This window comes from Flavobacterium sp. ACAM 123, from assembly GCF_000264055.1.
In the GTDB taxonomy this organism is placed as follows: Bacteria; Bacteroidota; Bacteroidia; order Flavobacteriales; family Flavobacteriaceae; genus Flavobacterium.
The window spans coordinates 1-21,617 of record NZ_AJXL01000059.1 but is presented as its reverse complement, the minus strand read 5'-3'; the positions used below and the strand labels follow the sequence as shown (position 1 = coordinate 21,617).

Here is a 21,617-nt window from a genome sequence, read left to right as displayed (position 1 = left end):
ATCTTACTGATAACGCACTTTTTTTTAATAAGATAGAAATGCATAAGTGGTGGCAGGAAGGCTATGATTATGCACTAGAAAAAAAGTGAAGTCATGAGTGATTTAAAATAATTTTACCACAATTCTCCCACTTCATTTTTAATAAAGGCTAATGCGGCACTGCTTGGAGATGGTTTTTCCAGTAAATCACTGATAACTGCTTGTCGCAAACTATCAGCATCTTTTACTTTTTCGTTATTTGAAGCCAAGCGGATCATTTGGATTGTCGCATTTTTGGCCGTGATAATGATAGACCAGCACTTCTCTGAGATATAGATTTGTTGGGCTAAATTATGTTCAAATTCTTGCTCAATCTGGGCTATTACAATATTCCGATAGTCATTTTTGTCTTCGGAGAGGGGGGCAATTCGAACCATCAATTGAGCAGGGTTAATGCGCTCCATAAATAAAGTCATGCGCTCGTAAGCCTGCAAACGCATTGGCAACGTAGCCGCTTGATGGTCTTTTTGCAACAACCAGCGTCTGGTACTTTGTTGGTCTTTAAAATGGGATTCAAATAAGAAGTAGGCAACAGCTCCAGTAATCAAGGATGGAATAGTGTAAGCTAATATTTCAACGATATTTGTAGAGTCCATGCTGATTTAAATTTTGTAAGACAAAAATATACTTTTTGATTTAATAACTCATTAATTATAGTATAATTTAGAACAGCTAACGCTATTTTTACTAAAAAAAAGAAGCGTCTCCTTTACCCTTTTTGAATTATAGAAATTAATGGAAACATACATTATTGTATTACTTTGCGTTGCCGCTTTTGCTGCAGGATTCATAGACGCTATTGTTGGAGGAGGCGGACTAATTCAAACTCCAGCAGGATTAATTTTATTGCCTAATTTACCTGTTTCAACCGTTATTGGAACTTTAAAAATACCTGCTTTCAGTGGAACTTCATTTGCGGCCTACCAATACCTGAAAAAAGTTACTATGGACTGGAAATTACTACTAATAATGATGGCGGTAGCTTTACCTTCAGCTTTTATGGGCTCTACTTTATTGACTTACATGAGCAATGATTTTATGAAACCCTTGTTGCTTTTTATTCTATCATTATTAGCAATTTACACCTATGCAAAGAAGAATTTTGGCCAACATATAGCAAAAGACCTTTCTAAAAGTACTCAGATTTGGAATGCGATTCTTATTAGTGTCATTGTTGGTTTTTATGATGGTTTTATTGGTCCAGGAACCGGAAGTTTTCTGGTGGTGTCCTTCATCGCGTTAATGGGATTTGATTTTCTTCACGCTTCTGCGAATGCTAAAATGGTCAATCTGGCGACTAACTTTGGTTCTATTTGTCTGTTTATGTTAAAAGGGAAGATAATTTGGGCGATTGCCTTGCCAATGGCTGCAAGTAACGCTTTTGGCGGCTGGTTAGGAGCTAAACTGGCCATTACAAAAGGAAACGGTTTTATCCGCATATTTTTTCTGGTAGTCGTTGTTGGAACTTTAATTCGGTTTGGTTACGATGTCTTTTTCAAATAAGATCATCTATTAGCGTTGCTACAGTATAAAAAAAGCTTGATTCACGATTCTTTATTTCTTATTCCAAACTTTTAAAATCAGAGTAGCACGTGCTGTTCTGAATTTTAATCGTTGAAGTTCAATGAAAAGAAATGAAATCTGTTTTTTAATTCTTAAATTCTTATTTTTGTAAAAATAGATAATTTCCATGCAAAAATACATTGCCCAGCTTAACGAAGCACAGCGCGAACCCGTATTGCAAAAAGACGGTCCCATGATAATAATTGCGGGTGCCGGTTCAGGTAAAACGCGTGTTTTGACGATACGCATTGCCTATTTGATGAATCAGGGTGTGGATGCATTTAATATTTTGTCACTTACCTTTACCAATAAGGCAGCACGTGAAATGAAAAAGCGTATTTCTGATATTGTGGGATCGAGTGAGGCAAAGAACCTTTGGATGGGAACATTTCACTCTGTGTTTGCCAGAATTTTAAGATCAGAAGCACACTTGTTAGGATATCCTTCTAATTTTACGATTTATGATTCTCAGGATTCGCTGCGCGCTATTTCTGGAATTATCAAGGAAATGCAACTGGACCGAGATGTTTACAAACCGAAACAGGTTTTAAGCAGGATATCCAACTTTAAAAATAGTTTGATAACCGTAAAGGCTTATTTCAATGATCGTGATCTACAAGAAGCGGATGCGATGTCCAAAAAACCTCGTATGGGGGAGTTATACCAAAATTATGTAGATAAATGTTTCAAATCTGGAGCGATGGATTTTGATGATTTATTGTTGAAAACCAATGAACTATTAAATCGTTTTCCCGAAGTTTTGGGGAAATATCAAAATCGTTTCCGATATATTTTAGTGGATGAGTACCAGGATACGAATCATTCCCAATATTTAATTGTTAGGGCATTATCAGATAAATTTCAAAATATATGTGTGGTGGGAGACGATGCGCAAAGTATTTATGCGTTTCGTGGCGCTAATATCAATAATATTCTGAATTTCCAGAAGGATTATGAAGGGGTGAAAACCTTCCGTCTGGAACAAAACTACCGCTCGACAAAAAACATTGTGGAGGCTGCAAATACCGTAATCGATAAGAATAAAACCAAATTGGACAAAATCGTTTGGACAGCCAATGATCTAGGACCGAAGATAAAAGTGCATCGCAGCATGACAGATGCTGAAGAAGGTCGTTTTGTCGCTGGAACTATTTTCGAACAAAAGATGCAAAACCAAATGAATAATGGTGACTTTGCTATTTTATATCGTACTAATGCACAATCGCGTTCAATGGAAGATGCGCTTAGAAAACGCGATATTCCTTACCGAATTTATGGTGGATTGTCTTTTTACCAAAGGAAAGAAATAAAAGATGTATTGTGTTATTTACGATTAGTTATTAATCCAAAGGATGAAGAAGCTTTGATGCGAGTAATTAATTATCCGGCTCGAGGTATTGGAAATACTACGATAGAAAAGCTGTTAGTAGCTGCTAATCATTACAAGCGATCGATATTTGAGGTTATGCAAAATATTGATAAAATTGACTTGAAATTAAATTCCGGAACAAAGCAAAAGCTATTAGATTTTGTTACCATGATTCAAAGTTTTCAGGTAATCAATGAAAATCAAGATGCCTTCTTTTTGACTGATCATGTTTCAAAAAAATCAGGACTCGTTCAGGAACTAAAAAAAGACGCTACGCCGGAAGGAATGGCTAAGATTCAGAATATAGAGGAGTTGCTAAATGGAATCAAGGACTTTACCGAAGGGCAAAAAGAAATTGATGGTGCTCGTGGCGCCTTATCTGAATTCATGGAAGATGTTGCATTGGCGACAGATTTAGATAAAGATACCAGTGACGAAGACCGCGTCGCGTTGATGACGATACACTTGGCCAAAGGATTAGAATTTTCTCATGTTTTTGTTGTGGGAATGGAAGAAGACCTGTTTCCAAGTGCCATGAGTATGAGTACTAGAAGTGAGCTTGAGGAAGAACGACGTTTGTTCTACGTGGCCCTTACACGTGCTGAACATCAGGCTTATTTGACCTATGCCCAGTCCCGTTATCGTTGGGGTAAATTAACAGATAGTGAGCCTTCGCGTTTCATTGAAGAAATAGACGGACAATATTTAGAGTATCTTACTCCTGCTGAAAATAATTATCGGTATAAACCGTTGATTGATAGTGATATTTTTGGGGATGTAGATAAATCTAAATTACGTTTGGCCAAACCGGCAAACGGAACACCTCCGCAGCAAATTAAGGATAGTGATCCTAAATCTGAAATAAATATTCGTAAATTGAAACCTGTTGCTGGAAAATCCGTTTCAGGAGGCGCTAACTTGTTTGACAATAAACTGACTGCTGGAAATATTGTAATGCACGAACGTTTTGGAAAGGGAGAAGTGTTACACTTAGATGGAGTGGGAGCTGATAAAAAAGCAGAGATTAAATTTGATGTTGGTGGTATAAAAAAATTATTATTGCGTTTTGCGAAATTGGATATCATTGGATAAAAAATTTCGTTAAATGCTTCATAGTGTTTATGGAAGCCGTTCGATAATTTTTTGTGGCACAGAAGAACACAAAGTGCATCGAGACGTTTGCGAGGCATTGTATTTTTCGATACAATTTCGAGTAGTAAAACGCTCGCATTACTACTTAAAACCACTCGAAAAAACGGTTGTGTTTTTAATAACGGATATTAAATAATAGAATAGCTCGTCCGTTCGAGTGATTTTCAGTTTTTAACAATGTTGATGTATACTAAAATATATTGCTATAAAAGCAGTATGGATATTGAGTAAATTACAATATTAATTGGTGTAATATTAGGTAGTAAAGCTTTCGCATTACTCTAGAATATCAGACGAAGAGACAAGGAAATAATAAAACAAAACAAAAAATGGCTCAATTTATAAAAATATACCCAGACAATCCCAATGAAGCGGCTATTGCCAAAGTGGTTAAGGTTTTAAGAGATGGTGGTTTAGTTATTTATCCAACTGATACGGTTTATGGGTTGGGATGTGATATCACAAATACAAAAGCTTTGGAGCGTATCGCAAAGATAAAAGGGGTTAAATTGGAGAAAGCTAATTTTTCATTCATTTGTAGTGATTTAAGTAATATCTCAGATTATGTAAGGCAGATAGACACGGCGACTTTTAAATTATTAAAAAGAGCTTTGCCAGGACCTTATACTTTTATTTTACCGGGTAATAACAATTTGCCAAAGGAATTCAAGAAGAAAACGACGGTTGGTATCCGTGTACCTGACAATTCTATTGCTTTAGAGATTGTTCGTCAATTAGGGAACCCAATTGTTTCGACGTCGATTCGCGATGATGATGATGTGATTGAATATACTACAGATCCTGAACTTATTTTTGAAAAATGGCAGAACTTAGTTGATATGGTGATCGATGGTGGCTATGGCGATAATGTAGGTTCAACGATAATTGATTTATCAGGTGAAGAGCCAACGGTGCTCCGTGAAGGAAAAGGAAGTTTAGATATTCTATAAAAGAGTAGTGTAGTTACAGAAAATCTGACTTTGTATTTATTGTTTTAATTTATATAGTACCATAAGCAAGAAGTATAAAATTAGAGGATTTTTTTTAACGATTAGTATTATACAAGTAAAGAAGAGCAGGCCAACTGGCCTGCTTTTTCTTTTAAAAAAAAACAGCATAAAAAAAGCGTCCCGTATTTGGAACGCTTTTCTATTTCTGTAATTTGAATACACAAACTACAGTATGAAATTTAAACCTATTGTTTTGAGTTTTTCATTTCTTGTTCGATCATTTCGTAGAATTGATCAATTTTAGGCAATACAACAATACGAGTTCTTCTGTTACGAGCTCTATTTTCAGCAGAATCATTTGCTACTAATGGAATGTAAGAGCTTCTACCTGCGGCGATTAGTTGTGCTGGGTTAACACCTAATTCGTTCGTTAAGACACGAATAATTGACGTAGAACGTTTGACACTTAAATCCCAGTTGTCAAGCAATATGCTGTTACCAATGAAAGGTACGCTATCAGTATGACCTTCAACCATACATTCAAAATCAGGTTTGTCATTTACTACTTTAGCTACTTTAGCCAAAACTCCTTTTGCTTTGTCAGTCACGATATAACTACCACTTTTAAATAATAATTTGTCAGCAATAGAGATGAATACAACTCCTTTTTCAACATTGATTTCAATATCTGGGTCATTGAATCCTACTGATCTTTTTAGACTGGTAACTAAAGCAAGGGTAACACTGTCTTTCTTAGTTAACGCATCTTGCATTCTAGTAATTTTCAAGTCTTTTTCTTTAATAGACTCTAATGCTTTTTCAACGTTTTGTGCACCTTTAGTAGTCAATACAGTCATATCTTTTGAAGCACTAATTAACGTTGTGTTGTAGTCTTTTAAACCAGCAACTGTAGCTGTAAGACCCGCTTTCTCTTCTAAGCAAGAATTTAATTTTACAGTGGCAGTATTTAATAAATCTTGAGTTTCCTTGTTTCTCGCCTCTAAATCTGTGTATTTCTTTTTAGAAACACAAGAGGTTAAAAGGGCTAATACGGATAAGGCAATTACAATTTTTTTCATAAATTTAATGTTTAGTGAAATACAAAAATAGTTTTTAATAAGTTAATAATATATATAATTTAATGTTAAAATCAGCGGACAAAGACCTTGCCACGATTTACATGGTATTGGAAAACGATACTTTTGATGTTATAGTACTTTTTTGTCTGAAAACTTCCTCTTTTTTTGTAAGTACTTGAAAATAAAGTATAAAAAGAATAGTGAGCTTTTAGAATCGCGGAAAAATGCGAAAACTTTCCCTGAAAAATAAATTGAGTTCCCGCTACTCCGTCTAAAATCATTCGGCTAAATAAAATGCTATAAAAACTATCCTTAGGTGTGTTTTTGGTTAACATTAGTAATGAATTTCTGAAGTTCAAAAATGTTTTCGTTGGATTACCCTGTGCGAGCGTCGCTCCGCCTACATGATACACCGTTGATTTGTAATTGTACTGTATCTTGTATCCCTTGTTTATAGCACGCCAGCACAGATCAATTTCCTCTTGATGGGCAAAAAAAATCATCATCGAATCCATGTAATTCTTTATACACATAACTTCGGATAAAGAAACAAGCTCCTGAAGCCCAAGATATTTCTATTTCATCATTATATTGTCCTTCGTCTTTCTCGATGGTGTCAAAGAGTCGTCCGCGGCAATACGGGTAGCCATATTTATCGATGAATCCACCTGCGGCTCCTGCATATTCAAAGTATTCTTTGTTCTTATGGTCTAATATTTTTGGTTGTACGATAGCGGTTTGGGATTCGTTTCTGAAGGTATCTATAATGGGTGATAACCAGTTTGCCGTTACTTCTACATCAGAGTTGACTAAAGCATATATTTCGGCGTCAATGTGTTTCAATGCTTCATTATACCCTTTGGCAAAACCAAAGTTATTGGTGTTTTTCACGATTTTTACTGCTGGGTGGTGCTGTTCAACAAAAGAGATGGATTCATCTGTAGAAGCATTATCTGCGACGTAAATAGTGGCTTCTGGAGAAAATTTGATTATTGAAGGTAAAAATTGCTCTAATAATTGTACACCATTCCAGTTAAGGATAACGACTGCTATATTCATCTTTCTTGTTTAGATAATGTAGTTAGGGAGTTCTGGCAGAAAGTGGTATTTTTCATTTTCAAAATCCATTTGGCAAAAGTAATGATTCATTCCGTTGGTCACCATCAAATAATCTGCTTTCAGGGTCATATTGTAACGGGCAATTTGGTCAAAAGTGGCTTGTGCTATTTTTATTTCGGGAGCTTTGCATTCGATTAGTACACGTATTGAGCCATCGCTATTAAATACTACTACATCATACCTTTTCCGTAATCCGTTGACTTTAAGTACTTTTTCTACGTTAATCAGAGATTTAGGGTATTTTTTTTCCTCCAATAAAAACTGGACGACATGCTGACGAACCCATTCCTCTGGTGTAAGAATGATAAATTTTTTCCTGATTTCGTCAAAAATAGACACTTTATTTTCGCTATTTTTGAAGCGGAATGTATAAGAATAAAAATCCAATTGCTGCATTAGGCAAAAATAATTAAAATGTTTAAAGTTTATCGTTTAAAGTTATGGTTATTTATGACATCATGGCTGAAAACTGTAAGTGAACACTGAATACTGAAAAAATGGAGGAGGTTATAAAGATTCTGAATGATATTAAAGCCGGGAACATTAAACCCATCTATTTTTTAATGGGAGACGAACCGTATTATATTGATATCGTATCGGATTATATAGAAAAAAAGGTCTTGTCTGAAGAAGAAAAAGGATTCAATCAAACCGTCTTGTACGGTAGAGATGTATCGGTTGAGGATATTATTTCTACGGCCAAACGTTATCCAATGATGGCGCAACGTCAGGTAGTAATCGTAAAAGAAGCACAAGACTTAAGTCGTTACATTGACAAGTTTGAAAGCTATGCCGATAACCCAATGCTTTCTACCGTCTTAGTGATTTGTTATAAGTACAAAACCTTAGATAAGCGTAAAAAAGTGACGAAGCTATTGGCTAAAAATGGCTTGGTTTATGAAAGTAAAAAACTATATGAGAACCAGGTTGGCGATTGGATAAAACGCATATTAGCAAGTAAAAAGTATACGATCGAACCCAAAGCCACCGCAATGCTTGTTGAATTTCTGGGCACGAACTTGGGTAAAATAAATAATGAGTTGGAGAAGTTGCAAATTATTTTACCGAAAGGGAGTGTAATTTCGCCAAAAGATATTGAAGAAAACATTGGATTCAGTAAAGATTTTAATGTTTTTGAACTTCGAAAGGCAATAGGGGAAAGAAACCAACTTAAAGCTTATACCATTGCTAAAAATTTTGCGAACAATCCGAAAGAGAACCCCATGGTAGTTACTACCAGCCTAGTTTTTGGTTTTTTTATCCAGTTGCTCAAATACCACGGACTTAAAGACAAAAACCCGAAAAATGTCGCAGCAGTTATTGGAGTTAATCCTTATTTTTTAAAAGAATATGACGTGGCACTAAAAAATTATCCTATGAAAAAAGTAAGTCAGATAGTGGCTTCCTTGCGGGATATCGATGTGAAAAGTAAAGGAGTTGGGGCGAGTTCGTTGTCAAATTTCGACTTGTTACGAGAAATGCTGTATAATATATTCAATTAGTGGTTAAATTTACGTTATTTGCACTTTATCAAAATAGGAATTAATTATGGGAATGAATAAGAATACTATCTTAGGATGGGCTACTTTTATAATGATATTGATGGGGTTATTGTTAATAGGTCTTGGAGCTTTTAAATATAGTGATGTTTCTGGATGGGGATTTGCAGCCGTTGGTGTTGGGTTTTTGGCAAATGCATGGGTCTTTAGTTCTTTAAAAGGAAGGTTATAGAATAGATTTTATAAAAAATACGAAAAAAAGCACTATGAGGAATAGTGTTTTTTTGTTTGTAGTACTATATTTATAAAATAAAATTAGAAGTGTCTATGTGGAAAAATTTGTCTATTAAATCTCAGTTAATATTAATTCTATTAATTCCGTTTTCAGGGTTGCTATATAGTACTATTTCGAATATAAACTCTTCTTTAGAGAATTATAAAAATATTGATGAAAGCTTAGAAAACATTGAGAATATTGCTACTCTTTCAGAAGGATTGGAGTTAATTGGTAACGAACGAGGGTTCAGTAATTATTCTTTTTTTGACCCTTCGATAACTAAAAAGTATATTGAGAGTAAGCAAAAAACAAATGAATGGTTTTTAAAAAACAATAGTAGAGATACTGTAATCGCTAATAATCTCAAAAAAGTCCATAAAAGAATTTTAGATCTTCATGAAGGTATTGATAACAAAACGGAAAGTCCAATAACCTCTTTTGTTAAATATACAGTAATTAATGAAAGCATAATTAATTTAATTGATAGAGAAGTTGTCTACTGTAAGTATCCTAAAATTACTTCTCTTGCTAACAACTATACTAATTATGTGTTGTTAAAGAGAGCCGCTTTATTAAAAAGAGGTGTCGTAATACAAAGTTTAAGAGTTAAAGAAAATAATGGTTTTTTATTAGAGATATACTCTCAATCTAAAGTATACACAAGAAGTGTTGATTTCAATTTGTCAATTTTTAAACTTGATTTAATAAATTCAGAATTAGAGGCATTTAAAAATTCAAAAACTTACGTGTCTTTTAATAGTAACGCACAAGATGTTATAGATAATAAGTTACAGTTTTCTCTTAGTGAATGGTGGAGGCAGTCCACGAGGATCGTAAGAGACATAGCAAAATTAGAAAAGAATAATTTGAATTACATTGTAAAATTTGCCAACAATGAAAAAGCAGCAGCATTAAAAAGTATCATAGTTTTAGTTTCAATTCTTTTACTTTTCTTAGCAATATCTTTTATTTTATTATTCAAATTAGTTAGTCAATTATCTGGCTCCCTTTATTTAATGTCTACAACTATAAAGAAGATATCACAAGGTAAAATTATACGTAACCCTACTTTTTCAGGAAATGTAGAATTTTTAGGTATCAGTAACTCCTTCAATCAATTGTTGGCAGGAATGAAAGAGCAGTTAGAATTAGCATCAAAAATAAGTTCAGGCGAGTATGGAACAAAAATTAATCTAAGAAGTCCAAATGACACGCTCAATAAGTCAATGAACGCAATGTCTCTGGAATTGCAAAGGATGGAAGAAGAAGCTATGGAGCTTAACAAAATGAGGGAAAGTGTTAGCAAAGTCAATACTTCCATATTAGAATCAAGTAACTTAGAAGAATTTGGAAAAAACATATGCCATACTCTTGTCGAGCAAACTCAGGGTTGCCAAGCTAATTTTTATATTATTAATTTGATAAAAGATATAACGCAGCTTTATAAAATAGGAGGTTATGCTGACCATAAAAATACGCCTTCAATTATAAAGATAGGTGAAGGTTTAGTGGGAGAAGTCGCTCAATCAAATCAACAAAACTGTTTGAATAACTTGCCTAATAGTTATGCCTACTTGTCATCGTCTCTTGGCGAAGCTCCTTATTTTAATGTCTTAATTACGCCCGTTTCTTTTAGAGGTGAAGTTATTGGAGTAATTGAAATAGGGTCTCTTGTCAACTTCAGTGCAAATCATAAAGTACTTTTAAAAACTATTTCGGAATCAATAGGGAGTGCAATTGAAGTGTATATACACAATGAAGAATTAAAATTTTCTGTTACTGAAATTAATAGTAAAAATAATATTCTTCAAGTACAAGAAGAAGAACTTAGACAAAGTAATGAAGAGTTAAATAAGCAATCTATGTTGCTAAAACAATCGGAGGACGAACTCAGGAATCAAGCATCAGAATTAGAGCAGACCAATGCCTATCTCGAGGAGAAAGGAAGTGAACTTGAAAATAAAAATCATGAGATTGTACTTAAAAATGAGAAGCTGGTCCTTGCTCAAGAGGAATTAAATAGCAAAGCAAATGAAATAGCACAAGGAAGTAAATATAAGTCGGAATTTCTGGCAAATATGTCTCATGAATTAAGAACACCTTTGAACAGCATTTTAATACTTTCAGAACTTTTAAAAGAAAATAATTTAGGCAATTTGACAGGCCCACAAATTGATAATCTATCAGTAATTAATTCTTCGGGTAAAGATTTACTCAACTTAATTACGGATATTCTGGATATTTCTAAAATAGAGGCTGGTAAAGTCGAAATTTATCCTGAAGAATCTATTGTCGAAAGAGTATATTCGGACATGGACGGTTTATTTAAAGCACAAATGGAAAAGAAGAATATTGAGTTAATTACAACTATTACTAAAGACTGTCCAAGAAAATTATTTATAGATATTGGCAAACTAGAGCAAATTCTTAAAAACTTTTTGTCGAATGCTTTGAAGTTTACTCCTGAAAACGGAAAGGTTTCTTTGCGCTTTTCATCGGGTTTAGATAATAATGATTTTACTTCAGAAACATTATCTAAATTAAAATCAGATGAAGTGTTATCTATTTATATTGAGGATAATGGAATTGGAATATCGGAGGAAAATAAAAAGAAATTATTTCAAACATTCCAACAGGCAGATAGTTCTACGAGCCGAAAATACGGCGGTACAGGATTAGGCTTATTTATTTCTAAAGAATTAGCGATACTGCTGGGAGGGGAAGTTAAATTTAAAAGTGTGCTAAACAAAGGAAGTGTCTTTAGCGTGCATATTCCAGTTACTTTTCAAGGTGATAAATTAGAAAATTCAAATTCAGAATCTCTTGCTGATACTACGTTGGATTCGATAAGAATAGAAACACCAATCCCATCGGAAGCTGTTGTCGATTTATCAGAAAATCTTAAAGATGATCGACATTTTGTTTCACTTGATGACAAAACCATATTAATAATTGAAGATGACGCTTCATTTGCGGAAGTATTGTTACAAGTAGCTCATGATAATGGCTTTAAGGCAATTGTTGCTTATCAAGGACAAACAGGCTATCAATATGCAAAAAGATACAAGCCGAAAGCGATCATTTTAGATATGAAATTACCGGGAATTGATGGCTGGACTGTTTTAAAATGGTTGAAAGAAGACAAAGAATTACATCACATTCCAGTTCATGTTATGTCAGGTATGAATAGAGAGAAACTAGCCAAAGAAATGGGCGCTTTTGATTTCTTAATCAAACCGATAACAACTGATAAATTAAAGAATGCTTTTGATTCGATAGATATTCAAATAAACAAAGTTTTTAAAAAGGTTTTGATTCTGGAGGACGATGTAAGTCTTAATTATTCCATAAAAGAATTGATTCACAATTGCGACAGAAATGTAATTTGTGTACAGGCACATACCTTTAAAGAAGCGGAGCAGATCTTAATGAACGATGATATTGACTGTGCTATCATGGATATTGGACTCCCTGATTTTAAGAATATTTCAAACATAGCTACCCTTAGAGCAATATCAAAAAACGATCAGATTAAGATAATTGTAAACACGGGACAATCTTTGACTGACGAAGAACAGTTAGAATTGCAAAATAGTGCTGATGGAATTGTTATAAAAACAGAAAATGTTACTGCAAGATTAAAAGATGAATTACTGCTGTTTCTGGATACTGTGGAGACTTCTAGTATAAAAGCTAGTAAAACCATCCAAAATTTGCTAGGAGGAGAAGTTCTCAAGGACAAAACAATTTTGATTGTTGATGATGATATTCGTAATATTTATGCCCTTTCAAGTGCATTAACGACAAAAGGCGCGTCGATTTTAACAGCGTTTAACGGAATTGAAGCACTTGAGGTTCTCAAAAATAATACAACTATTGATATCGTTCTAATGGATATTATGATGCCAGAGATGGATGGTTTTGAAGCTACCCAAAAAATCAGAGAAAATCCAAAATGGAAAAACATTCCTATTATTGCGTTGACAGCAAAGGCAATGAAAAGTGACCGTGAAGAAATATTAAAAGCCGGTGCTTCTGATTACCAATCAAAACCAATAGATATACAGCAACTTATTTCTTTAATTAGTATATGGGTTTATAAATAGATGATAGAATTTAATGATCTTGAAGAAATTGTTTTTTTAATAAAAAAACAATTCGGTTACGACTTTGAAGGATACTCTAGAGCTTCTTTTCTTAGACGTATTAATCGTTATATGGAGTTGTCTGGAATGAAAACAGCTTTTCATTTGAAGAATGATTTGATAAATTATCCTGAAAATTTTAATACTTTCATCAGCGAAATAGTTGTGAATGTTAGTGCGTTTTTTAGAGATCCAGATTTTTTCAAATCATTACTAGTTAATGTTTTTCCCTATTTAGAAAGCTATCCTAAAATTAACGTTTGGAGTGCAGGCTGTTCTTTTGGCGAAGAAACCTATTCCTTATCTATTTTATTAAAAGAAATGAGTTTACTAGGCAAATCAAGGTTATATGCGACGGATATTAGTACAAACGCTTTAGATAAATCAAAAAAAGGAATCTATTCTAATAAAGATTTTAAAGAATATTCTGCTAATTATTTTTCATCTGGGGGGAAAGAATGCTTCAATCAATATTTTGTTTCTGATGGGGAAAAATCAATTATTAGTTCGGAATTAAAAAAAGACATTTTATTTTCCAGGCATAATTTAGTTACTGATGGTGTTTTCAAAGAATGTCAGCTTATTTTATGTCGTAATGTTTTAATTTATTTCAATGAAGATTTGCAAAATAAAGTTTTCGAACTCTTTTATGAAAGTTTACCGATACACGGTTTTTTGGCACTTGGAAATAAAGAGACACTGCGATTTAGTTCTATTCAAGATAAATTTAAAATTATAGATAGTAAGCAAAAAATTTACCAAAAAATAAAATGATATGAAGATGATTATTATTGGTGGTTCAGCAGGTGCTTTTAATCTAATAATATCTATTTTAAATGGATTAGATAAAGAAATGAAAGTTCCTATAATAATTATATTGCATAGATTAAAAAGTGCAAAAACGATACTTGAAGATTTTTTACAATCTCAGTCTCATTATATCGTAAAAGAGGCAGAAGATAAAGAATTTGTAAAAGCGGGACATTTATATACGACTCCATCTGACTATCATCTCCTGCTAAATGAAAATTTGAGTTTTTCATTGGATGCTTCAGAAGAAGTCAATTATTGTAGGCCATCTATTGATGTCAGTTTTGAATCCTTTTCATCTGTTTTAAGAGAAAACTCTTGTGGAATTCTATTATCAGGAGCAAATCAAGACGGAGCAATGGGCTTAAAAATGATTGCCGAAAATGGAGGAAAAACAATTGTACAAGATTCTAAGGAAGCAGAATTTTCATCTATGCCTCGCGCAGCAATTGAAATATATAAAAATCATACAGGGTGTACACTAAACCATATTATTAAGAAAATGAATAATTATGCTAAATAAAAAACATACCCTTTTGTTAATTGATGATAAGCCTGAAAATTTAATGGCTTTAAAGAGTATTCTCGATCTACCGGACAGAGAAATCATTAGTTGTTTATCCGGAAGCGAAGCGTTGCAAGTACTGCTTAAGAAAAAGGTTTCTTTAATACTTGTAGATGTTCAAATGCCTGATATGGATGGTTACGAATTTGTTGAAATAATTAAGAGTCATCCAGATACTGTTTCTATTCCCACTATTTTTGTCACTGCAATAAGTAATGAACAAAAATACCTGTCTAAGGCCTATGATTTAGGAGCAATTGATTTTCTTTCGAAACCTTTAAACACGGAAATTACTCGAAAAAAAGTAGAGTCTTTTTTAAAGATATGGGATTATGACCAAGAACTAAAAAAATTGAATGAAACATTAGCTCAAAAGAATGAAGAATTAGAACAGTTTGCTCACATCATTGCTCATGACCTGAAGAGTCCATTAGCAAGCATACAAACTTTAATAAGTTTAATTGAAGAAGATCATATTCTTGATTTAGGAGGTGAGGTTGCTGAGCTATTTCACATGGTAAAAAAATCTTCAAATAGTATGTCGAAATTAATTGAGGACATGCTTTATTACAGTAAAAATGTGCAAAATAATGAGGTTAAGGAAGTAGTTAATATTGCGGAGACTGTAGATGAAGTTTTAAAACTCATACATCCATTAGCAAATCTCCAAATTGAAAAAGTAAACTTGAATCATAATATTCTATTTCAACCTTTAGCGTTTCATCAAATAGTTTCCAATATTGTATCAAATGCAATTAAATATAATGATAAAGAGGTTTTAAATCTTAGAATTTGTTTTGATAAAAATAATTCTTCCTTGTCATTTAAAGATAATGGTCCAGGAATAGAGGAGAAATACCACGACAAAATTTTTGAGATGTTTCAAACGTTAGGAAAGAGTTTTAATGGAGAGAGTAGCACAGGTATTGGATTAAATTTAGTCAAAAAACTGGTGGAGAAAAATGATGTTTCAATACAGGTTAATAATAATTCTGATCAAGGCTGTGCCTTCGTGATTTTAAATCTTGAAATGACAAGTAATAACGCATCGCAGCTACTGAGTTTAGTTTAAAAAATATTTTAAAAGCACTATTTATTCATTATTCTTTAAAGCAGCTTTCTTGCCGAAAAAATAATACCTTTGTACTTTAAAAAATTTATTAATTTTGTACGTGAGAACAATGGTTGGAAAGAATTTTGATTAAAATCTAAAAATTCTAAATCATTAAAAACAATTAAAAAATAATTTATGTCAGACGATAAAAAAGTAATATTCTCAATGTCAAAATTGAGTAAAACCTATCAAGGAGCAGATAAACCCGTTCTTAAAAACATCTATTTGAGTTTCTTTTATGGAGCTAAAATTGGTATTCTGGGACTGAATGGTTCAGGAAAATCATCCTTATTAAAAATTATCGCTGGTACGGATAAAAACTATCAGGGAGATGTTGTTTTTGCGCCAGGTTATACTGTGGGTTACTTAGAACAAGAGCCAATCCTTGATGATAGCAAAACTGTTATCGAAATTGTTCGTGAAGGTGTTGCTGAAACGATGGCCGTATTGGAGGAATTTAACCAAATTAATGATAGTTTTGGTCTTCCAGAAGTGTATGAAGATGCAGATAAGATGGACAAACTAATGGATCGTCAAGCTCTGTTACAAGACAAAATTGATGCATTGGGAGCTTGGGAAATTGATACCAAATTAGAAATTGCAATGGATGCTTTACGTACTCCTGATGCAGATACTCCTATAAAGAACCTTTCTGGAGGGGAACGTCGTCGTGTGGCTTTATGCCGTCTATTACTTCAGCAGCCTGATGTTTTATTACTGGATGAGCCAACGAATCACTTGGATGCAGAAAGTGTATTGTGGTTAGAGCAACATTTAGCGCAATATTCAGGAACGGTAATCGCTGTAACACATGACAGGTACTTCTTGGATAATGTGGCGGGTTGGATTTTAGAGTTGGATAGAGGAGAAGGTATTCCATGGAAAGGGAACTATTCTTCTTGGTTGGACCAAAAATCAAGCAGAATGGCACTTGAGGAAAAAGTGGCTTCAAAACGCAGAAAAAACTTAGAACGGGAGTTGGACTGGGTTCGTCAAGGTGCTAAAGGACGTCAAACAAAACAAAAAGCACGTTTACAGAACTATGATAAAATGCTTAATGAAGATCAAAAAGCATTAGATGAACAATTAGAAATTTATATTCCTAATGGACCTCGTTTAGGTACTAATGTAATCGAAGCGAAAGGTGTTTCTAAAGGATATGGAGATAAATTATTATACGATAACTTAAACTTTACCTTACCACAAGCTGGAATTGTTGGAATTATTGGGCCTAACGGGGCTGGTAAATCGACTATTTTTAGAATGATAATGGGAGAAGAAAAACCAGATGCAGGTGAATTTGTTATTGGTGATACGGTTAAGATTGCGTATGTTGATCAAGCACACTCGAATATAAACCCTGATAAATCTATTTGGGAAAACTTCTGTGATGGTCAAGAATTAATTATGATGGGAGGACGTCAAGTGAATTCTCGCGCGTATTTAAGTCGTTTCAATTTTGGCGGAAGCGATCAAAACAAAAAAGTTTCAACACTTTCTGGTGGAGAGCGTAACCGTTTACACCTTGCCATGACTTTGAAAGAAGAAGGAAACGTTCTTTTATTAGATGAGCCTACCAATGATTTGGATATTAACACGCTCCGTGCTTTAGAAGAAGGTCTGGATAATTTTGCAGGTTGTGCGGTAGTAATTTCTCACGACAGGTGGTTCTTAGATAGAATTTGTACGCATATTCTTGCCTTTGAAGGCAACTCTGACGTATATTATTTTGAGGGTGGTTTCTCTGAGTACGAAGAAAATAAGAAAAAGCGTTTGGGTGGGGATTTAACTCCGAAGCGATTGAAATACAGAAAACTAATCAGAAGTTAATTTTATTTTTTTATAAAACTATAAAAAGGATGTACATTAAGACGTCCTTTTTTGTTTTAAATTTAGTTAAAGTAGCGCTCTCCTTTTTATCGTATTGTAAAAGTAGGTGGGACTTGTTGTCTGTCGTTATACCGATTGCATATTCATATTACACCGGTATCACAACAGACAAGAATGCGCATCAATAACCTAGTGAGGTACTTAAAGAAAGCATACTTACATTTTTTTTTACATAGGTTCAAAAGATCGCTATTTTATTTTTTTTCTTTCCGGTATTCATTAATACTAATACGGTAGCCACCAAAGCTAGACATACAAAACCAAAAACAGTGATTATCGAACCGCTATCCCAAGTAATAAGTGCTGTATGTTTCATGATTATCTTTTTATTATTCAAAAATATAAATTTTGACAATAAAAGAATATAATAAAAATCAGGAAGTAGTACTTTATTCTAAGAATTTTGACTTTAACTCCGGTGTGGGAATCATGCAATTTTCTTTTTTGCCAAACCATTTGTATCTGTTCCTTGCAATCCAATCATAGATGAAGTTACTGAATGCCGTGGGTAAAATTTTAAACACCACTAACATACTATAAAAAGAATCCAATTTAAAAGCTATTTTCAAAGCAGCTTCTGATTTATAGTAATAGGCAGTTCCAGGCTCATATAGAATAATACTGTCCAATTTTGTGGAGTCTATCCCAATATGGTTAATTATTTTTTCTCCTAGGTCTGACTGTAATGCTACAAATCGGAATAGGTCTTTACTATCCTGTTTAATTATAAATAATACTGCTGAATTGCATAGATTGCAGACTCCGTCAAACAGTATAATTTTTTTGTCTTTGGGTAAGTTTTCCATTTTTTATCTTTGCTATGTTAAAATGCTGTTTAAAATCTGTGAACTGAGAACTGAAATCTTACTACTGCAATCGCAACGACTTCTTCTACTTTTTTATTGCTTCCACTAGTTCTAATTTATCTAAATTAACTTTAGAAAGAAAAGCACCATAATTTACGGTTGCTTTATTCTTTTCTATATTGTCAAGAGTTCCCACTGCTTTCCCGTCAACCATTCGTACCCGGTCTCCCAATCTTAAAATGGCTTTCGGCTTTTCTATAACAGGTTTCAATTTCTTTTCCTTCTTTTCTTTCCTAATCTCATCTACATGGACGGTAATTTCTGCGACGACTTCTTTCTTCTTTTCTACAATCGCTTTAGCCTCTTTTGGAGTGGCTTTTTTACGTTTTGAATTTTCAATTTCAATGATTTTTAAAAAATCAGCAATTAGGTCCTTTTTACTTTTGTTGTTGAAATATCTATTGGCTATATCTTCAATCTTTTGACCTACGTAAATCGTTTTTTGGTTACTATCGTAGAGCTCTTGATAGCTTTCTAGCTTTTGCTTAATTTTGATATTGATCGTTTCCATCTTCCTTCCTTCTTCGCGCGCTTTGGTTTCTTCTTCTTTAAGCATCTGCGAAGTTTTTTCCATCTTTGAGCGTTCCTTTTGCAGTGTGGCAATCGTTTTGTCAAAGCGTACTTTTCCAACTTCGATTTTCTTCTTAGCACGATTGATCAGGCTGAACGGAATACCATTTTTTAGCGCTACTTCAAAAGTGAAGGAACTTCCTGCCTGTCCCAAAGCTAATTTATACAAGGGTTCCAATGAATTTTCATCAAACATCATATTTGCATTAGTTGCAAAAGGCAATTCATTTGCTAAAAGTTTTAAATTAGAGTAGTGTGTGGTTATTATTCCAAAAGCTTCCCGATGGTAGAATTCTTCGAGGAAAATTTCAGCTAAGGCACCTCCTAGTTCTGGGTCGGAACCAGTACCAAATTCATCAATTAAGAACAGGGTTTTCTTGTTACACTTCTTTAGAAAGTAGTTCATGTTCTTTAGTCGGTAACTATAGGTACTAAGATGATTTTCAATAGATTGATTATCTCCTATGTCTGTCAATATTCGGTCGAACAAAAAGGTCTCTGAGCGTTCGTGAACCGGAATCAACATTCCTGATTGCAACATCAATTGGAGTAATCCAACTGTTTTTAAAGAGATTGTTTTACCACCGGCATTGGGTCCGGAAATGACAATAATTCTATTTTCCTGCTGCAATTCGATAGTTTGCGGATGCGTGATTTCCTGTTTCTGTTTGTTGTTTAAATACAAAATGGGGTGGTAGGCATCTCTAAAATAGAGTCGGCGATTGTCTGTAATTGCAGGCATGATGCCATTGATTCTATTCGCATATTTTGCTTTAGCTGCAACAACATCAATATCACTCAGAAAGTCCTGATATTGGATTAACAGCGGTAAAAATGGACGGATATCATTCGATAATTGTTTTAAAATGCGATTGATTTCTTCGGTCTCTTCATATTCTAAATTACTTAATTCTCGAGAATACTTCAAGGTAGTCTCTGGTTCGATATAAGCAATGCTTCCCGTTTTTGAGCTTCCTAATATGGATCCTTTGACTTTGCGGCGATACATGGCTAAAACAGCTAAAACTCTACGGTTTTGAACAAAGCTTTCTTTGATATCATCTAAATAGCCTAAGCTGTTATATTGCGTCATGGATACGCCAAAACTCTGGTTAACCTTACCGCGAACTACGTTTATATCTCTACGGGTATTTAATAAATCAGGAGAAGCATTATCTTTTATTTCCCCGTATTTATCAACTATCGCATCAACGGAGCTGATAATTTCTTTTGTCAACTCCACTTGGGAGGCTCTGCTATTTAAATTCGGATAATAGTCATCGAATTTTTTAAAATAAGTCAATAGAAAATTAACCGTTGAAGACAAGGTTGCAATTTTTCTAAAGCTGCCTACTTCCAGAAAACTATCCTCAATTGCCAGGAATTTAATTTCATGACTTATGGCGTCAAAACCATGATTGGGAATTGCATTGTTGTTTTGAAAGGAAGAGACATATTCAGAGGTTTGCAGCAAAGCTTGAATTAAAGTCTCTTTATCTCTGAAAGGCGTTATTTCTAATGCTTTTTGTTTCCCAATATCTGTATTGCAGATGGTTGAAATAGTTTCGAGTACGGTTGGGAATTGTAAATCTTGTAAGGTTTTTTCAGTAATGGATATCATTCTTTTTTCTAGGTTTCAATGAAACAAAGTTACGAAGAATCCATGTTAAAACGGACTATCGCATAAGGTACTTTGCGATATATCTATAGTTAAATTCTATGTTAACTTCCTTGATAAAGAAAAATCATAAAGATGGAGTAGGAGTAGGGATTTTGTTTGTGGAAATTAAGGGGACGACTTGGCGATCTTACTGTATATTTGCCACATAACGATACACTATGCAACTCAATCTTGATTCAGAATGGCAGACTATTTTAGCAGAGGAAATTCAGAAACCTTACTTTCGAGAGTTAACGGAAAAGCTGGACGAGGAATACAAGCTCCCTATTTGTTATCCGCCAAAGGAGTTGATTTTTGCCGCTTTTAACTATTGCGCTTTTAAAGATGTAAAAGTAGTAATTATAGGCCAGGATCCTTATCACGGAAAAGGAGAGGCTAATGGCTTGGCTTTTTCTGTCGACGATGGAGTACGGATTCCGCCTTCTTTGCGGAACGTTTTCAAGGAAATTAGTGAGGATATCGGAACTATTTTTTTACCGGGATCAGGTAATTTAGAGCTGTGGGCGAAGCAAGGTGTTTTACTTCTGAACGCATCATTAACGGTAAGACAAGATATCCCTAACAGCCATAAAAATTTAAAATGGAACCTTTTCACCGATGCTGTAATTAAAAAGATTTCGGATGGTAAGGAGCAGGTGGTATTTTTACTTTGGGGTAATTTTGCACATAAAAAAGGACTTAAAATTGACCGAAGCAAACATTTAGTATTAGAGACAGGACATCCTTCGCCGATGAGTGCTAATCAAGGAAAATGGTTTGGAAACAAACATTTTAGTAGTACAAATTCGTATCTGAAGGCAAATGGGAAAAGTGAAATTAATTGGATTTTCAATAATGGGAGTCTCTTTTAAAAGCGTGAGTTTATTAACCACATAGAAACATAGGTTTTTGTTTGTGCATAAAAAAAAGACTCTACCTTACTTGTGTAA

Annotated in this window: 17 protein-coding genes and 1 pseudogene; 11 read left to right on the top strand and 7 right to left on the bottom strand. The window is 33.8% G+C overall.

Annotated features, from left to right (window positions below):
- Positions 1 to 113 precede the first annotated feature (113 nt).
- Positions 114 to 635: a hypothetical protein gene (locus tag A3SG_RS0111550; RefSeq protein ID WP_016990178.1), complete on the bottom strand. Its 522-nt coding sequence runs from the start codon at positions 633 to 635 to the stop codon at positions 114 to 116.
- A gap of 139 nt (positions 636 to 774) precedes the next feature.
- Here A3SG_RS0111550 and A3SG_RS0111545 point away from each other — a divergent pair, with 139 nt between their 5' ends.
- The 3 genes from A3SG_RS0111545 (at position 775) to A3SG_RS0111530 (ending at position 5,073) form a co-directional block, all read left to right on the top strand.
- On the top strand, positions 775 to 1,542 hold the full coding sequence (locus tag A3SG_RS0111545; protein WP_016990177.1) for a sulfite exporter TauE/SafE family protein: 768 nt from the start codon (positions 775 to 777) through the stop codon (positions 1,540 to 1,542).
- 187 nt (positions 1,543 to 1,729) lie between these two features.
- The gene (locus A3SG_RS0111535) at positions 1,730 to 4,063 is read left to right on the top strand and encodes an ATP-dependent helicase (protein WP_016990175.1); all 2,334 of its coding nucleotides are present in this window, start codon (positions 1,730 to 1,732) and stop codon (positions 4,061 to 4,063) included.
- A 389-nt stretch (positions 4,064 to 4,452) separates the two neighbouring features.
- Entirely contained in the window at positions 4,453 to 5,073 is a 621-nt protein-coding gene (locus A3SG_RS0111530) for an L-threonylcarbamoyladenylate synthase (RefSeq protein WP_016990174.1), read from the top strand.
- A 245-nt stretch (positions 5,074 to 5,318) separates the two neighbouring features.
- Here the strand turns inward: A3SG_RS0111530 and A3SG_RS0111525 are convergent, their stop codons facing one another.
- The 3 genes and pseudogenes from A3SG_RS0111525 to A3SG_RS0111515 all read right to left on the bottom strand — a co-directional run bounded on the left by A3SG_RS0111525 (position 5,319) and on the right by A3SG_RS0111515 (position 7,667).
- A complete protein-coding gene (locus tag A3SG_RS0111525; RefSeq protein WP_016990173.1) occupies positions 5,319 to 6,152 on the bottom strand; it encodes a flagellar motor protein MotB in 834 nt (277 codons plus the stop codon).
- Between the two features lie 71 nt (positions 6,153 to 6,223).
- Positions 6,224 to 7,211: pseudogene (locus A3SG_RS19740) on the bottom strand (glycosyltransferase family 2 protein).
- 9 nt (positions 7,212 to 7,220) lie between these two features.
- The gene (locus tag A3SG_RS0111515; RefSeq protein ID WP_016990172.1) at positions 7,221 to 7,667 is read right to left on the bottom strand and encodes a type I restriction enzyme HsdR N-terminal domain-containing protein; all 447 of its coding nucleotides are present in this window, start codon (positions 7,665 to 7,667) and stop codon (positions 7,221 to 7,223) included.
- Between the two features lie 101 nt (positions 7,668 to 7,768).
- Between A3SG_RS0111515 and holA the strand changes: the two genes are divergently transcribed.
- From holA to ettA, 7 genes are all read left to right on the top strand, one after another.
- Positions 7,769 to 8,773, top strand: a complete 1,005-nt coding sequence (gene holA / locus A3SG_RS0111510) for a DNA polymerase III subunit delta (RefSeq protein ID WP_016990171.1) — start codon at positions 7,769 to 7,771, stop codon at positions 8,771 to 8,773.
- Positions 8,774 to 8,819: 46 nt separating this feature from the next.
- Positions 8,820 to 9,002: a CAL67264 family membrane protein gene (locus A3SG_RS19735; protein WP_016990170.1), complete on the top strand. Its 183-nt coding sequence runs from the start codon at positions 8,820 to 8,822 to the stop codon at positions 9,000 to 9,002.
- A 95-nt stretch (positions 9,003 to 9,097) separates the two neighbouring features.
- Entirely contained in the window at positions 9,098 to 13,153 is a 4,056-nt protein-coding gene (locus A3SG_RS20830; RefSeq protein ID WP_016990169.1) for a response regulator, read from the top strand.
- Positions 13,154 to 13,966: a CheR family methyltransferase gene (locus tag A3SG_RS0111495; RefSeq protein ID WP_016990168.1), complete on the top strand. Its 813-nt coding sequence runs from the start codon at positions 13,154 to 13,156 to the stop codon at positions 13,964 to 13,966.
- Position 13,967: 1 nt separating this feature from the next.
- Entirely contained in the window at positions 13,968 to 14,525 is a 558-nt protein-coding gene (locus A3SG_RS0111490) for a chemotaxis protein CheB (protein WP_029596766.1), read from the top strand.
- A complete protein-coding gene (locus tag A3SG_RS0111485) occupies positions 14,515 to 15,639 on the top strand; it encodes a hybrid sensor histidine kinase/response regulator (protein ID WP_016990166.1) in 1,125 nt (374 codons plus the stop codon). Before A3SG_RS0111490 ends, A3SG_RS0111485 begins: the two co-directional genes overlap by 11 nt.
- 177 nt (positions 15,640 to 15,816) lie before the next feature.
- A complete protein-coding gene (gene ettA, locus A3SG_RS0111480; protein WP_029596765.1) occupies positions 15,817 to 17,511 on the top strand; it encodes an energy-dependent translational throttle protein EttA in 1,695 nt (564 codons plus the stop codon).
- Between the two features lie 238 nt (positions 17,512 to 17,749).
- Here ettA and A3SG_RS21885 read toward each other — a convergent pair whose 3' ends face one another.
- The 3 genes from A3SG_RS21885 to A3SG_RS0111465 all read right to left on the bottom strand — a co-directional run bounded on the left by A3SG_RS21885 (position 17,750) and on the right by A3SG_RS0111465 (position 20,628).
- Positions 17,750 to 17,887, bottom strand: coding sequence for a hypothetical protein (locus tag A3SG_RS21885; RefSeq protein ID WP_016990164.1), 138 nt, complete (start codon positions 17,885 to 17,887; stop codon positions 17,750 to 17,752).
- 73 nt (positions 17,888 to 17,960) lie between these two features.
- Positions 17,961 to 18,377, bottom strand: a complete 417-nt coding sequence (locus A3SG_RS0111470; RefSeq protein ID WP_016990163.1) for a thiol-disulfide oxidoreductase DCC family protein — start codon at positions 18,375 to 18,377, stop codon at positions 17,961 to 17,963.
- Positions 18,378 to 18,462: 85 nt separating this feature from the next.
- Positions 18,463 to 20,628, bottom strand: coding sequence for an endonuclease MutS2 (locus tag A3SG_RS0111465; RefSeq protein ID WP_016990162.1), 2,166 nt, complete (start codon positions 20,626 to 20,628; stop codon positions 18,463 to 18,465).
- A gap of 218 nt (positions 20,629 to 20,846) precedes the next feature.
- Between A3SG_RS0111465 and ung the strand changes: the two genes are divergently transcribed.
- Positions 20,847 to 21,539: a uracil-DNA glycosylase gene (ung, locus tag A3SG_RS0111460; RefSeq protein WP_016990161.1), complete on the top strand. Its 693-nt coding sequence runs from the start codon at positions 20,847 to 20,849 to the stop codon at positions 21,537 to 21,539.
- Positions 21,540 to 21,617: the final 78 nt, after the last annotated feature.